The following is a 14,059-nucleotide window of genomic DNA, read 5'->3' on the forward strand; positions in this document are numbered from 1 at the left end:
AAAACTTCGTAATGGAGGCGGGAGGCCCTCAGCGACCCGCTTCGCAACGCAGCACCGCGCGCGCCAGAGCCTGGGCACGCGGCACGAGCGAGGCCACCTCCATGTATTCTTCCGGGGAATGGGCCTTGCCGCCCACCGGGCCGAGACCGCACAGCGTCGGCGTGCCGACCGCGGCCGAGAAGCCGGCGTCGGAGCAGCCGCCGGTGAACTCGCCGTCGACGTGAAGGCCGGAATCCGCTGCGGCGGCCTTGTAGGTCGCCATCATGCGCTCGCTCTCGGGCGAGGCGACGAGCGGCAGGAAGTCCCCGCGCGTCGTGAAGCGCGCGTGGGTACCGGGAATGGTGGAAGCCGCGACGATCCGCTCGACCGCCGTAACGAGCGCCGCGCGCTGCTGCGGCGTCACATAGCGCAGATCGACCTCGGCCTCGGCGAAAGGCGCCGTCGTGTTGACGGACTGGCCGCCGCGCACGGTACCCACGTTGACCGTGATGCCGGCCTCGAGATCGGTCAGCGCATGCAGCGCGACGATCTTGTGGGCGAGTTCGCCGATGGCGCTCGCGCCGTCGGCGAAGTTGGCGCCCGAATGGGCTGCCTTCCCGAAGACTTCGAGATGCAGGAAAATGCCGCCCTTGCGGCCGCTGACGATGTTGCCGGAGGCGCGGCCCGGCTCGCCGTTGAAGGCGGCGCGCGCGGCGGCCGCCTCCTCCTCGATGATCGGGCGCGAGAAGGGCGAGCCGATCTCCTCGTCACCCGTCATCAGCGCCACCACCGGGCCGGGGGCAGCGTCCTGCGCCGCAAGCGCGGCGAGGACGAAGGCATTGACGACGAGCCCGCCCTTCATGTCGGCGACACCCGGACCATAGGCGCGACCGTCGACGATCCTGAACGGCCGGCGCCCCGCCTCACCCTTCGGGAAAACCGTGTCGCGGTGCCCCATGAGGAGGACTGGCTTGAGATTGCTGCCGGGGCTGGCGAGCTCGGCGCGCAGGGCGTCGCCATAGGTGTCGCCGCGCCGCCAGGACGTCGGGATGCCATGAACCGCGAAGAAACGGGCGAAGCGCTCGCCGACCGCATCGACGCCGGCCTTGTCGTAGCTGCCGCTGTCGATGTTCACCACCTCTTCGAGGAGGGCGAGCATCTCGCCCTCCCGCTCCGCCAGCCAGCGGCAGACGGCCTCCTCGGCCTCGGTGCCTCGCGTCATCGCTCCACTCCCGTCAGCGGTGCCGCGCGAGGTGAATCACGCAGCCGGTCAGGGGCGGCAGCATGCGCCATCGCGCCCGCCGGCGCATCTGCCGACAGCGCATGGCGAGGGCCGGGGCCATTCGGGAGAGGATGAGCGCGGGCTCCGCGTCCGCGGTCACAGGTCCTTGTCGCGCCACTCGAGGAGAGCGGCGAGCCGGGCTTTTTCCTCGTCGCTGAGCGGCGCCGTGGTCGAGACCTCCACGCGTCGGCGGCGCGCCGCGATGGCGATCGCCACAATGCCGGCGAGGAGCACGAGGAACGGCCCGCCCCACAGCAAAGCGGTCTGCCAGTTGACCGGCGGGCGCAGCAGCACGAAATCGCCGTAGCGCGCCACGACGAAGTCGCGCACCTCGCGATCGCTGTCGCCGGCGGTGAGGCGCTCGCGCACGAGGATGCGCAGGTCACGCGCGAGCGGCGCATCGGAATCGTCGATCGACTGATTCTGGCAGACGAGGCAGCGCAGCTCGGCGGAGATCGCCCGCGCCCGCGTCTCGAGCGCCGGATCGCGCAGCACCTCGTCCGGCTGCACCGCGAGCGCGGGCAGCGACAGGGCGAGAGCGACGACGAAGGCAGGCAGGAGGCGCCGCATCGCCCTACTCCGCCGGAACGAGCCGACCGCGCGCGGCAACGGGCGCGGCGACGCGCAGGCGCCGGTCGGTCAGGGACAGAAGCCCGCCGAGAGCCATGATCACGGAGCCGAGCCAGACGAAGATGACATAGGGCTTCCAATAGATGCGCACGCCCATGCCGCCGGAAGGCTGCGGCTCGCCGAGGCTGACATAGAGCTGGCTCGGCCCGAGCGTCATGATGCCGGCCTCGGTGGTCGGCATGCCGCGCGTCACGTAGATGCGCTTCGAGCCCTCGAGCGTGCCGATGATGCGCCCGTCCCTGAGGACCGTGAAGCGCGCCACGTCCTCGCGGTAGTTGTGGGCGGTGCGCGGGAAGATGGCGTCGAGCCGCAGGGTATAGGCGCCGGCGTTGACGAGATCGCCGCGATTGACCACGGCCAGCGTCTCGGTGCTCCAGGCCTGGGCGGCGATGCCGAGCACGGTGATGCCGACGCCGGCATGGGCGATGGCGGTGCCCCAGGCCGAGCGCGGCAGGCCGGCGGCACGGCGCAGCATGACGCCGGGCGCGACCCGGCCGCCGCCAGCGCGGTGGTAGATGTCGACGGCCGAACCGGCGAGGAGATAGACACCGAGCCCGATGCCGAGGAGGGCGAGCACCGGTCCGCCGCGGACGAGCGCGACGATGATGAGCGCCCCGGCAAGGCCGGCGGCATAGGCGGCCCACAACCGCTGCACCGTGCCGAGCAGGTCCCCCCGCTTCCAGGCGATCGTCTGGCCGATCGGGATGAGCGCGAGGAGCGGCATCACAATCGGCAGGAAGGTCGCGTTGAAGAAGGGCTCGCCGACCGAGATCTTGGCGCCCGTCAGCGCCTCGAGCGCCAGCGGATAGAGCGTGCCGATGAACACGGTGGCGCAGGCGGTGACGAGAAGGAGGTTGTTGGCGACGAGCGCGCCTTCACGCGAGATCGGCGCAAACAGCCCGCCCTGGCGCAGGAGCGGCGCGCGCCAGGCGAAGAGGGCGAAGCCGCCGCCGATGAAGACGACGAGAATGGCGAGGATGAAGGCGCCGCGCGTCGGGTCCGTGGCGAAGGAGTGCACCGAGGTCAGCACACCCGAGCGCACGAGGAAGGTGCCGAGCAGCGACAGCGAGAAGGTGAGGATGGCGAGAAGGATCGTCCAGATCTTCAGCGCATCGCGCTTTTCCATCACGATCGTGGAATGCAGGAGTGCCGTGCCGGCAAGCCACGGCATCAGCGAGGCGTTCTCGACCGGATCCCAGAACCACCAGCCGCCCCAGCCGAGCTCGTAATAGGCCCAGTAGGAGCCCATGGCGATGCCGAGCGTGAGGAAGACCCAGGCCGTGAGCGTCCAGGGCCGCACGGCACGCGCCCAGACGGCGTCGATCCGCCCCTCGATGAGCGCCGCGAGCGCGAAGGCGAAGGAGATCGAGAAGCCGACATAGCCGATGTAGAGCAGCGGCGGGTGAATGGCGAGGCCAAGGTCCTGCAGGATCGGGTTGAGATCCTGCCCCTCGAACGGAGCCGGATTAAGCCGCAGGAAGGGATTGGAGGTGAACTCGACGAAGGCGAGGAAGGCGAAGGCCACCGCCCCCTGCACGGCCAGCGTCAGGTGGCGCAGGCGCGACGGCACGGCCCGGCGCGACAAGGCGACCATGGCGCCGAAGAGGGTGAGGATAAGCACCCAGAGCAGCATGGAGCCCTCGTGGTTGCCCCACACGCCGGTGAGCTTGTAGATGAACGGCTTCAGCGAATGCGAATTCTCGACGACATTGACGAGCGAGAAATCCGATGTCGCATAGGCATAGGTGAGCGCGGCGAAGGCCAGCGTCACACAGGCGAAGGCGCCGAGCGCCGCCGGCGCGGCGATGGCCGCGAGCGCCTCGTCCCGCACCGTGGCCGCCCACAGCGGCATGAGGAACTGCACGAGCGAGAGCCCAAGGGCGAGGGTCAGCGCGTAGTGCCCTGCTTCGACGAACATCGGCCCTCACTCACTCGCGGCGGTCGCACCGCCACCTTGCGCATCCGTCTTGCCGCCGTGCTGCCACAGCCCCTGCTCCTTCAGGCTGTCGGCGACCTCCCGCGGCATGTAGTTCTCGTCATGCTTGGCGAGCACGCTGTCGGCCCGGAACAGCCCCGCGCTCTCGAGCACGCCTTCGGTCACAACGCCCTGCCCTTCGCGGAAGAGATCCGGCAGCAGCCCCGTGTAGCGCACGGTGATGCTGTGGTTCATGTCGGTGACGGCGAAGGTCACGTTCTGGCCCTCGCCCTTCTCGACCGAGCCCTCGGCGACGAGGCCGCCGAGGCGCAGGCGCGTGCCCGGCGTCACCGCCTTGGCCTCGAGATCCGTCGGCGAATAGAAGAACACGATGTTGTCGCGCATGGCGAACAGCACGAGCCCGAGCGCCACCCCAAGCACGGCGAGGGCCGCTGCGATAAGCGTGAGCCTTCGTTGCTTGCGAGTCACTGCGGTGCTCCGGTCGCGTCGGTTTCAAGTGACAGCTGGCGCGCGAGCGCCGCTAACATATCGAGCGAGGCAGGGTCGGCCGCAAGCTGGCTGCGCGCCTTGGCAAGCGCCTCGCGGGCCTTCTCCTCCTCGCCGAGAACGACATAGGAGCGCACGAGCCGCGCCCAGCCGGCCGCGTCCGATCCGTCGGCGTCGAGGCGCGCGGCGAGCCCCTCCACCATGCCGCGGATGGCGAGCGCCTGCTCGCCCTCAGGCAGGGACGTGATCGCGCTCGCGCCCTCGCTCATCGACAAGGCCGCGAGCCGCTGCTCGACGGCGCCGCGCCAGGACGCGTCGGCCGGCGCATCGGCCAGGAGCTTCCGTAACATATCGATCGCCTTGGCGTTGTCGCCGTCCTGGCCCGTGGCGACGGCGAGGTAATACCGCGCCTTGGCATTGGCAGGATCGAGCACGAGCGCCCGCTCGAAGGCTGCGCGGGCCCGTGCGTCGACGATGCCGCCGGCCTCGGCCGTCACGGCCTCGCCGAGATCGGTGAGGCGCGCCGGGCTTTCGCCGAGGATGTCGAGGGCGGACTGATAGGCGCGCGCGGCATCGCCGAAGCGCCCGGCCCGCAGATAGACCGGCGCCAGCACCTCCCAGCCGCGGCCGTCGCCCGGATGCTGCGCAAGATGTGCCTCGATCTTCGCAACCGCCGCACCGACATCGAGCTGGCCGCCGTCCATCCGCGCGGCACGCGGCGCCTGAGGCAGGTGCGGCGAGCCCATGGCCCCATAGATGGCGAGCGCCAGAAGCGGGATCGTCGACAAGGCGATGGCCGAGGCGGCGCGGCGCCGGCGCAGGGCGGGCTCGCCCTCCGGGCCGCTGCGTCCCTCCCCGCGCGCCGCCCGCAGCAGGCGCCGGCCGATCTCGGCGCGCAGCGCCTCTGCTTCACGCTCGGAGACGAGGCCGGCTTCGCGGTCGCGTTCGAGGTCCGCCATCTGCTGGCGAAAGAAAGCGGTATCGCCGGTCTCGACCGCGACGGCCGCTTCGGCGCGCGACAGCGGCCACAGCACCGCGAGCACCGCCGCGCCGGTCATCAGGGCAAAGATCAGCCAGATCAACATGGGCATTGTTTAGCGCAAGGCCCGGGGCCCGCTCATGTCACGATACGGCGACATAAGGTCACGCGGCGGGTGCGGCATTGATCGGCCTCAAATGCGCGGGAGCCGCAGGCTGGCGCGCAGGCCGCCCTCCGGCGCCACGCCCAGCTCCAGAGCACCGCCGTAGAGCCCCGCCAGCTCGCTGACGATGGCAAGGCCGAGGCCGGACCCCGGCTTGCTCTCGTCGAGCCGGCGGCCGCGCTGCACGGCGGCCTGCCGCTCGGCCTCCCCAAGGCCCGGACCGTCGTCGTCGACGACGATCAGCATCACCGGCGGCTCGCTGTCCGGTACCGCGCTCGCACCGATCCGGACCCGTCCGGCCGCCCATTTGCAGGCGTTGTCGGCAAGGTTGCCGACCATGTCCTCGAGGTCCTGCCGCTCACCGCGGAAGCGCAGGCCGGGCGCAACTTCAAGCGCGAGAGAAAGCCCGCGCCGTTCGTAGATGCGCTCCAAAGCCCGCACGAGGCCGGCGACTGCCGGCTGGACCTCCGTCACCGTGCCGAGCGTGCCGGCGAGCGCTGCCGCGCGCGCGCGCTCGAGGTAGTAGTTGACCTGGTCGCGCATCACGAGGGCCTGCTCGCGCACCTTGGCGGCCAGCGCGTCGTCCCGGACGTCGGCCTCGTTGAGGATGACGCTGAGCGGCGTTTTCAGGGCGTGGGCGAGGTTGCCCACCTGCGTGCGCGCCCGCTCCAGAATCTCGCGGTTGCTGTCGATAAGAAGGTTGAGCTCGCCGGCAAGTGGCGCGATATCGTGCGGGAAGGTGCCCGCAATGCGCTCCGCCTCCCCGCGGCGGACGGCGCCGACGGCGCGGCGCAACCGCACGAGCGGGCGCAGGCCGTAGCGCACCTGGAGCAGCGTCGTGAGCCCGAGAACGAGCGCGAGCGTGAGGAACGTGGCAGCCACGACGATTTCGAAGCTGCGGATATCGGCCTCGATGGCATCGGCGGGCGCCGCCACCGCGACGAGAAAGCGCTCGCCCTCGCCGAGGTCGATGACGCGCTCGACCGCCCGCAGCCGGCGCCCGTCCACACCGTCGTAATAGGCCTCGCGCGCACCGCCCTCCCGCGCGGGGGCCCCGAGTTCGGCGAGCGGCGGCAGCCTGCTGCCGAAGAGGGACTTGGAGGCGCGCATCTCCCCCTTGCCTTCCGGATCGACACGGGTCACCTGCCAGTACCAGCCGGAGAGCGGCAGGTCGAAGCGCGGCTCGCCCAAGGTGCCGAGCGACTTGTCGTCGAGCGGCTCGGGACCGGCAAGATCGGCGACGATATCGGTGAGATAGACCTGCAGGCGCTCGTCGAAGGCTCGCTCGCTGGTGCGGCGATAGACCTGCGACAGCGCCAGGCCGCCTAGGAGCAGGACAAGGACCGTCCACAGCGCTCCGAAGAGCAGCAGGCGCGCGGCGATGGAGCGGCGTTCGAAGAAGCCTGCCGGCACGGGGCGGCTACTCCGCCGGCGGCTCGAGCCGGTAGCCGAGCCCCCGCACCGTCTGGATGACATCGACGCCGAGCTTGCGCCTGAGGCGGCCGATGAAGACCTCGATCGTGTTGGAATCGCGGTCGAAATCCTGGTCGTAGAGGTGCTCGACCAGCTCGCTGCGCGACACCACGCGCCCCGTGTGATGCATGAGATAGGCGAGAAGGCGGTATTCGTGCGAGGTCAGCTTGACGAACTCGCCATCGACCGTCACCCGGCTCGCCCGCGTGTCGAGGCACACGGGCCCGCAGACGATCTCGCTCGAGGAATGGCCCGCAGCGCGACGCAGGAGGGCCCGGACCCGAGCAAGCACCTCCTCCATGTGGAAGGGCTTCGTCACGTAATCGTCGGCGCCGGCATCGAAGCCCTGGACCTTGTCGCTCCAGCGGTCGCGGGCGGTCAGGATCAGCACGGGCATGTCGCGACCGGCCTGCCGCCATTTCGTCAGCACCGACTGGCCATCGAGCTTCGGCAGGCCCATGTCGAGGATGATGGCGTCATAGGGCTCCGTCTCGCCGAGGAAGAGGCCCTCCTCGCCATTATAGGCCCGATCGACCGCATAGCCCGCCTGCACGAGCGCATCGGCGAGTTGCCGGTTGATGTCCCTGTCGTCCTCGACAACCAAGAGCCGCACGCGCGCCCTCCCATCAACAAGCCCGCCGACGCTCAGCGCCCTTCCAGAACCCTGCCGCTGCCGCCGTCAACCACGATTCGCGCGACGCGGCCGTCGCGGCGCAGAACCGAGATCCGGTAGACATAGCTACCGCCCTGCCGGCAGAGCTCGGCCCTGACGACCTCGCCACCCGAAGCCGCGTCACGCGCGGCGGACACGGCCCGGGGCGGCGCGACCACCCCCCCCTGTGCCACGGCGGTGCGCGTCTCCTCCGGCGACAGGCACGTGCCCTGAGCCGCCGTTTCGGACGAGGCGAGTCCAGCAACAAGCACGCTCGCGGCAAAGATGGTCCTAGCTCCCCACATGGCGCCGAAATATGGCGGCCAAGGCCTGAACATTCCCTGAATGCATGGCCGCCACGGACCGATCCGGCAGCGCCGGATCGGCCTCATCGTTCGAGGCGATTGGTTGCCATAACGCGGAAGACGGTGGACGCCACGAAGCTGACGCCGGCGACGATCTGAAGGAGCGCGTCGGTCAGCGCACCGGTGTCGACGCCATCCGTTTCAACTCCGAAGAGCGACAGGAGGATGGCAGCCATGCCGACGGCATTGGCCCAGACCGTGCGGCTCGTGAAGATCGATTTCGTATCGGACATGTCGCTTCCTTTCCTTGCTGGGTGACTGGGTATCGTGCCAGGCCCGACGTCGGCCTGCGTGGCAAGCCGCTTCGCCCGCTCCTCGACGCGCTCGACCCGGCGGCGCCAGCCGCGGCCGAAGACGTGGAAATGGCGCAGCCGCTCCAGAAAGCCGAGGCGCGCGGCGCAGTAGCGCTCGATGAGAAGGTGCGGCACCTGCGCCTCGACCGCCGCGAGCGTCACCGGCCCGATGCGGCCGTCCACGGTGACGCCCGCTGCCTGCTGCAGCAGGCGGACAGCGCGGGCGGGGCCGGAGTTGACGGCGGTGTCGAAGACAGCGAGATCGATGCCGGCGGGCAGTTCGTCGGCGCGCACGGCGTGCCAGTAGTGCTCGCGGTAGATCACCGCCGCCTCGTGCCGGGTCAGCGCCATCACCTCGGCAATGGCGACATCACGGCCGCGCGCCCGTTTCAGCGCCGCCCGCGTGATGCCGAACTTGGTGGCGCCGCCGGGATCGAACGGATGGTTGACGTAGCCTCCCTCGAAGCCGAGGACGGCCTCGAGGGCTTCGTCGAAACTCGCGATGGCCATGGCCGTATCTCGCAAAAGGCGGTCCCGGGAAAGCTCAGCGCACGTCGATTTCGCCGCGCCGGGCAAAGCCGCGGCCGACGACGGCGCTGAGCTGGGCGACGGCGATATCGAGACGGTGCTGAGGACCGCCGAAGTCCGCCAGTTCCTGCTCCGCCGCGTAGAAGACACGCTGCTCGGCTGTGCGCAGTCGGCGCACGAGTTCGCCATCCCGGAACAGGTCGATCTCGTAGGCCTCAACATCCTCGCCGAGCGGCACCTCGACGAGTTCCCACCCGTCGCCGTTGGAGCGCGTGCGCCTGATGAAGGAGATCACGATACCCTCGGCCATGCGCCGCGCCTTCAGGTGCACCGGCGCGAAGGGCCGCAGCGCGAGATCGGTCGCCCCCGTGCCGAAGGCAGCATAGGCAGGATCGCCGTGATCGAGCGTTGCCGGGCCGGCGCGGTAGTAGGCAAAGCGGCCAATGTCATCGAGGCGGCTCGTCAGCGGCACGAGGGCACGATCGAGGAGCACGACCGTCGCGCCAGCAGGCACGGTCCTCGCCGCCAGAAGGTCGGAGCCGGCGAGCCCGCGCAGGAGACAGCCAATGCGGTACACATCGGCATCCATCAGTTCGACCTCGGCTGCGGCGATGATTTCCCAGGCACCATCCGGGCCGCGCACGGCCATGAGGTTCGCTCCGGACAGGGCCGCGCCTTCGCCGACGCTGGTGAGGACGCCCCCGCCGAGCCGCATGGTCAGCCGGTTCTGCCGGTCCCAGCGCCAGACCGGGCCGGCCGGCAGCGGGTCGATCGTCTCGCCGATGACGGCAGGAAGATCCGCCGCCAGGTGTGGCGCAAAGCTCGCTCCGTCGCTCGACCGCCAGACGGCCACCTGCCCCGGCCACGGATCGGCGACGGCGGCGAGATATTGCAGAACCGGCGGGTCCTGCATCGCCGCCGGCAGGTCGAGCACCACGACATGCGGTCGGCCGGGCAGCACCGGCGGCGGTTTTCCCGGCAAGGGCTGGAAGACGGCCGGCAGGGAGAAGACGGATGGCTCCAGCCTACGGGCCGCCGCGCGCCGGGCCGTGCCGTCTGTGAGCCTGGTGATCTGGTAGGTGCGCGGCGCCGGCGCCGTCGGCAGGGCGACGATATCACCGACTTCGAGGCCGGCGAGCCGCGGCGAGAGCGAGAACTCCGCGCTCTCGCGCCCCACCCACAGGTCCTGCAGCCAGACCTCGGCGAGGCGGGCCGCTTCGCTTGCGCGCGTGACCAGCGCCAAGTCCGCGCTCGCCTCGCGCTCACTTTCCCCGGCAAGCCGGCGCGACCGGGCGGCAGCACGGCGGAAGTCGCGCTCGCTGTCGCTATAACCAATACGCACCTCGCGCGGCAGTTCCGTCTCCTGCTGGCGGTGCAGGACGATGAGGGCGCCGTTCTCGTCCGGCACCAGATCGTCTTCCCCGAGGGTCGCCGCCACGCGACGCGCATGCATAGCGAAACGCAGCACGCCGCCGCTCGCCAGCGCATCGAACCCGAAGGCCTGCGCCAAAGGCTCCAGCACCTGCCGGGCCGCCATCGTCCGGTCCACCACATAGCCGTCGACCATGCCGTCGATGTCGAGCCGCTGCGGCAGATCGACGGAGAAGTCGCGCAAAACGGCGGCGACGAGCCGGTCGAGCGGCACGCTCTCCAGCCGTCCCGTCAGCCAATGGCCGGTCTGCCAGTTGTGCCCGTCGGACCAGACGCCGGTGAGTTCGGGAAAGGCGGGGAAAGGCCGCGCGTCCCAGGCCCCGACGAAGGCATGGCCGGGCGCGACCATGGTGCCGCCATAGACCGGCGAGAGCGGGTTGGCCTCTCCCGGCGCGCCATAGACGGCGAGCATCGCCTCGACCCCGCGGACCTGGATGAGGTCGTCGCGCCCGCCCGAGGAGAACGGCGGGCGCCCGCCGTCGATGGACTTCGGATCGGGAAAGACGTTCGGCGCATTGGTGCCCTTGTCGACGGCGGGGACGCCGAGCTCCGTCAGCCAGACGGGCTTGGCGCCCGGCTGCCAGGCGGTGCGGCCGGTCTCGACGCCATTGACGCGCTCGACGTGTTCATTCGCCCACCAGCCGGCCAGATCTTTCTGCCGGAACAGCCACGGCTTGCCGTAGGCGCCGTCCGTGATGGGGCTGCGGCGCTGGGAGATGCGATCCGCCTCGCTCGCGTAATACCAGTCGTAGGCCTCGCCGGCGGTGAGCCGTCCGCGCAGGTAGTCGCGGTCATAGATGGCACGCGCCTCTCCCGCATCGGCATGGTCGGTGCCGTCGCGCCAGTCGCTCAGCGGCGGGTAGAAATCGATGCCCACCGCGTCGATGGCGGGCGAGGCCCAGAGCGGATCGAGCGGGAAGCGCACCTCCCTGCCGTCGTCGCGCAAATGAGCGCCGTATTCCGTCCAGTCCGCCGCATAGGTGATGGCGGTGCCCGGGCCGACGACCGCGCGCACCGCTTCGGCCAATGCGATCAGCGCGGATGTCGCCGGATAGTGGCCCGAGGCGGCGCTCAGCCGCGTCAGGCTCACGAGCTCCGAGCCGATGACGAAGCCGTGGACGCCGCCCGCCGCCACCGCGAGATGGGCATAATGCAGGATCTGCCGGCGCAGGGACCACTGCGGCGGCCCTTGGTAGGAGATGACGTCTCCCGAACGGGTGAAATGCTGCGGCTGGGCATGGCCGAAGAAGGCCTGAACCTGTGCCGCGACGGCGGGGCCGCCGTCCGGCGATCCCGGCCGGCCCGGGGCCGGGTGGCACGTGAGGCGCCCGCGCCAGGGATAGGCCGGTTGCCCGGCGGCGCCCGTCCAGGGATCGGGCAGGCCGTTGCCGGCCGGCACGTCCATCATGATGAACGGATAGAGCACGACCTCGAGACCGCGCGCCTTGAGGTGACGGATGAGGGCGATCACACTGTCGTCCGACGGCGTGCCGCCATAGGCCGGCCGGCCGTTCACATGGCTGACAAGACGCGCCGCCTCGCGCGTGAGCGAAGAGACCCGCCACGGGAGCTGGCCGCGCCCGTCCTCGGTCGCCTTGGCCGCCGTCTCGACGCGCGGCGCAATGGTGCAGGAGCCGACGCGCAGGTCGTCGCCGAACCAGCTGACGACGAGCGCGACGCGCTCGAGGTTGGGGCACAGCGCTGTCAGCATGTCGAGCGAGGCGACCACATCCACGCTGTTCATCAGCTGGTGGCGGTTCTCCGAGCGCGACGCGCCGAAGCCGAGCACCTGCGTGACATGGCCGGGCATGTAGCCGAACTCGCTCGCCCCCGGAATGAGGTTGACCGCCCGGATGGCGCTGCCGAGCCCCTCGACCGGCCGCACCACCTCGAAGGAGAATTGCGGAATGCGGTTGCCGTAGGCAGCGAGCGGCAGGTGGTCGAAGACGACATAGGCAAGGCCGCGGTAGGCGGGCGCGTTCGCCGCGCCTTCCTTGGCGATGATGAGCGGATCGGGCGTCTGGCTCTCGCTGCCGCGGTGGACGCGCATGTTGACCCGCGCAAGGTCGATCTCCTTGCCGTCCGCCCAGGCGCGGCGAATGTAGGCGACAGGCCCCTCGCACAGGCCGATCGCGATATTGGCGTAGTAGCTGTAGGTCGTCTCGATCGTTGTCGTCTTCGGGGGCGACCCCTTGCCGCCGGACGAAGGGGTGCGCGTCACGGTGGTGACCGCCTCCTCCTTCAGGCGCGTCGCCCAGATGAGCTGCCCGCCGACGCGGGCCCGGCCGTAGACGCGGGGAATGGGCGCGCCTTCGGTCGAGGTGATGCCGTCGACATCCTGAAGGCGCGGCCCTTCCACCACACGCCGCGTGCCGCCGCCGGTGCGCGAGAGGAGCGCGCCGTCGATGGCGGCCCCGGCGAGGCCGCCGAGCGCCCGCCCGACCATGGCGCCGACGGGCCCGCCGACGAGCCCGCCCAGAGCGGTACCGGCAACCTGCAGGACGATCGTGGCCATCAGTCGGTCACTCCTGGAAAGCGGAAGGCGAAGGCGAGATGGCGCCGCCACCAGCCGCTCAGCGGCACCTCGGCGACGGCGGCGCCGTCATGGGCATGCACCATGCCCGCAGCATTCGTCATGATGGCCGCATGCTTGGCCGGCAGATGCGCGCGCCAGCGGAAGAGGAGGACATCGCCCGCGCCGGCATCCGCAGGGGCGATGCGGATGAAATGGCGCTCGCCGGCCTCGGCCATCATCTCGCGCAGGCCGGCCTCGGCCCAGTCGGGCGCATAAGGCGGCACCGCCTCGGGCTCTTGCCCCACCACCTCGCGCCAGACACCGCGCACGAGGCCGAGGCAGTCGCAGCCGATGCCCTTGAGCGATGCCTGGTGGCGGTAGGGCGTGCCGATCCAGCCGCGCGCCGCGGCGACGATGGCGGCCCGGGCGACGCCCCCGCTCATCGAAAGAAGCTCCCGCCGTCATGCCCCTCGCCCTCGCGCGGATAGGTGACGACGAAGTCGTTGCCCGGCATGTGGGGGAAACCCCGGAAGTTGACGGTGTTGGAGAAGCGGTCCCGGCAGGTGGCATGGCGCTTGTCGCAGCCCGCCGTCACCGTAAAGGCGTCGCCCTCGCCGATGGTCGCCGGCGCCGCGTGCCAGAGCGTCAGGAGATGCACCCCTTGGTCACGGCGATGGTGCTTGACCTCCACGGCGGCACCGGCGTTGGCGCCGCCCGTCCAGACCAGCCGCCCGCCGGTGAACCAGCCGTCGGCATGGTCGCCGAGGTCGCGCGCCTGCACCACGAGGCGCCCGTCCGTCGCCGTCACGGCGCCTTCGGCCCGGAAGGTCGGCAGGGTCAGGTCGACGCCGCAGCGGACATCGCCGAGATCGGCGGCGCAGGCGAGCGAATAGAGCCGCCCCTGGGGCTGATCGAGGCGATGCATGATGCCGCGCAGTTCGGCGAGAAAGGCATGGTCGGTGCGCTTGATCTCGCCGATCGACGCGACGTCGACGAGGAGGCGCTGCGCCTCCGGATCGGCCCAGTTGACGAGCCAGGTCTCGACGGTGGCATCGTCATAGAGCCCGCCGACGATATCGGCCTCGGTCAGCGACACCGCGCTCAGCGCGCCGGCGACCTCGCTCGTCGCGACGGCGAAGCCGAGCTCCGCCGAGACTTCGGACGGCTCGAGCCCGCTGCGCGCCGCGAAGGTGACACCGCCGAAGGCGAGATCGCGGTCGTGATCCGTGAAGCCGAAGACGGCACCGTCGCGGCGCAGCAGCTTCCAGCAATGGCTGAGCGTCGTCGCGCTCGCCGCAAGATGCTCGGCGAAGGCGGGGTCGATGTCGCGCATGGCAATGTCCTTGA

General features: G+C 70.6%; 12 protein-coding genes. All 12 read right to left on the bottom strand.

All coding sequences use genetic code 11. From position 1 onward, the window contains the following. Positions 1-28 precede the first annotated feature (28 nt). Positions 29-1,201: a M20 family metallopeptidase gene (locus P2T65_RS10215; protein WP_055459088.1), complete on the bottom strand. Its 1,173-nt coding sequence runs from the start codon at positions 1,199-1,201 to the stop codon at positions 29-31. Between the two features lie 156 nt (positions 1,202-1,357). Next, a complete protein-coding gene (locus P2T65_RS10220) occupies positions 1,358-1,831 on the bottom strand; it encodes a cytochrome c-type biogenesis protein (RefSeq protein ID WP_055459089.1) in 474 nt (157 codons plus the stop codon). Between the two features lie 4 nt (positions 1,832-1,835). After that, positions 1,836-3,809, bottom strand: coding sequence for a heme lyase CcmF/NrfE family subunit (locus P2T65_RS10225; RefSeq protein ID WP_276199724.1), 1,974 nt, complete (start codon positions 3,807-3,809; stop codon positions 1,836-1,838). Positions 3,810-3,815: 6 nt separating this feature from the next. Then, positions 3,816-4,295, bottom strand: coding sequence for a cytochrome c maturation protein CcmE (gene ccmE / locus P2T65_RS10230; RefSeq protein ID WP_276199725.1), 480 nt, complete (start codon positions 4,293-4,295; stop codon positions 3,816-3,818). Then, positions 4,292-5,398 (bottom strand): c-type cytochrome biogenesis protein CcmI, encoded by a 1,107-nt coding sequence (gene ccmI, locus P2T65_RS10235; protein ID WP_276199726.1) that lies wholly within the window; start codon positions 5,396-5,398, stop codon positions 4,292-4,294. The genes ccmE and ccmI overlap by 4 nt, the downstream gene beginning before the upstream one ends. An 87-nt stretch (positions 5,399-5,485) precedes the next feature. Further along, complete coding sequence (locus P2T65_RS10240; RefSeq protein ID WP_063187904.1) at positions 5,486-6,868, bottom strand: ATP-binding protein; 1,383 nt, start codon at positions 6,866-6,868, stop codon at positions 5,486-5,488. 7 nt (positions 6,869-6,875) lie between these two features. Then, on the bottom strand, positions 6,876-7,541 hold the full coding sequence (locus P2T65_RS10245; RefSeq protein ID WP_276199727.1) for a response regulator transcription factor: 666 nt from the start codon (positions 7,539-7,541) through the stop codon (positions 6,876-6,878). 32 nt (positions 7,542-7,573) lie between these two features. Continuing rightward, the gene (locus P2T65_RS10250; protein WP_141659673.1) at positions 7,574-7,774 is read right to left on the bottom strand and encodes a PepSY domain-containing protein; all 201 of its coding nucleotides are present in this window, start codon (positions 7,772-7,774) and stop codon (positions 7,574-7,576) included. 194 nt (positions 7,775-7,968) lie between these two features. Next, positions 7,969-8,748 (bottom strand): glycosyl hydrolase 108 family protein, encoded by a 780-nt coding sequence (locus tag P2T65_RS10255; protein ID WP_063187909.1) that lies wholly within the window; start codon positions 8,746-8,748, stop codon positions 7,969-7,971. 34 nt (positions 8,749-8,782) lie between these two features. Next, positions 8,783-12,712 (bottom strand): glycoside hydrolase/phage tail family protein, encoded by a 3,930-nt coding sequence (locus P2T65_RS10260; RefSeq protein ID WP_276199728.1) that lies wholly within the window; start codon positions 12,710-12,712, stop codon positions 8,783-8,785. Beyond that, positions 12,712-13,155 (bottom strand): NlpC/P60 family protein, encoded by a 444-nt coding sequence (locus P2T65_RS10265; protein WP_055459098.1) that lies wholly within the window; start codon positions 13,153-13,155, stop codon positions 12,712-12,714. Before P2T65_RS10265 ends, P2T65_RS10260 begins: the two co-directional genes overlap by 1 nt. Further along, on the bottom strand, positions 13,152-14,045 hold the full coding sequence (locus tag P2T65_RS10270) for a DUF2163 domain-containing protein (protein ID WP_276199729.1): 894 nt from the start codon (positions 14,043-14,045) through the stop codon (positions 13,152-13,154). The genes P2T65_RS10265 and P2T65_RS10270 overlap by 4 nt, the downstream gene beginning before the upstream one ends. Positions 14,046-14,059 lie beyond the last annotated feature (14 nt).

Source organism: Chelatococcus sp. XZ-Ab1, assembly GCF_029309855.1.
Taxonomy (GTDB): domain Bacteria; phylum Pseudomonadota; class Alphaproteobacteria; order Rhizobiales; family Beijerinckiaceae; genus Chelatococcus_A; species Chelatococcus_A sambhunathii.

Excerpts from the sequence above, each read along its gene's own strand:
- P2T65_RS10220 (WP_055459089.1), bottom strand. The coding sequence starts at position 1,831 with ATGCGGCGCCTCCTGCCTGCCTTCGTCGTCGCTCTCGCCCTGTCGCTG.
- P2T65_RS10225 (WP_276199724.1), bottom strand. The coding sequence starts at position 3,809 with ATGTTCGTCGAAGCAGGGCACTACGCGCTGACCCTCGCCCTTGGGCTC.
- P2T65_RS10265 (WP_055459098.1), bottom strand. The coding sequence starts at position 13,155 with ATGAGCGGGGGCGTCGCCCGGGCCGCCATCGTCGCCGCGGCGCGCGGC.
- P2T65_RS10215 (WP_055459088.1), bottom strand. The coding sequence starts at position 1,201 with ATGACGCGAGGCACCGAGGCCGAGGAGGCCGTCTGCCGCTGGCTGGCG.
- P2T65_RS10270 (WP_276199729.1), bottom strand. The coding sequence starts at position 14,045 with ATGCGCGACATCGACCCCGCCTTCGCCGAGCATCTTGCGGCGAGCGCG.
- P2T65_RS10260 (WP_276199728.1), bottom strand. The coding sequence starts at position 12,712 with ATGGCCACGATCGTCCTGCAGGTTGCCGGTACCGCTCTGGGCGGGCTC.
- P2T65_RS10255 (WP_063187909.1), bottom strand. The coding sequence starts at position 8,748 with ATGGCCATCGCGAGTTTCGACGAAGCCCTCGAGGCCGTCCTCGGCTTC.
- ccmI (WP_276199726.1), bottom strand. The coding sequence starts at position 5,398 with ATGTTGATCTGGCTGATCTTTGCCCTGATGACCGGCGCGGCGGTGCTC.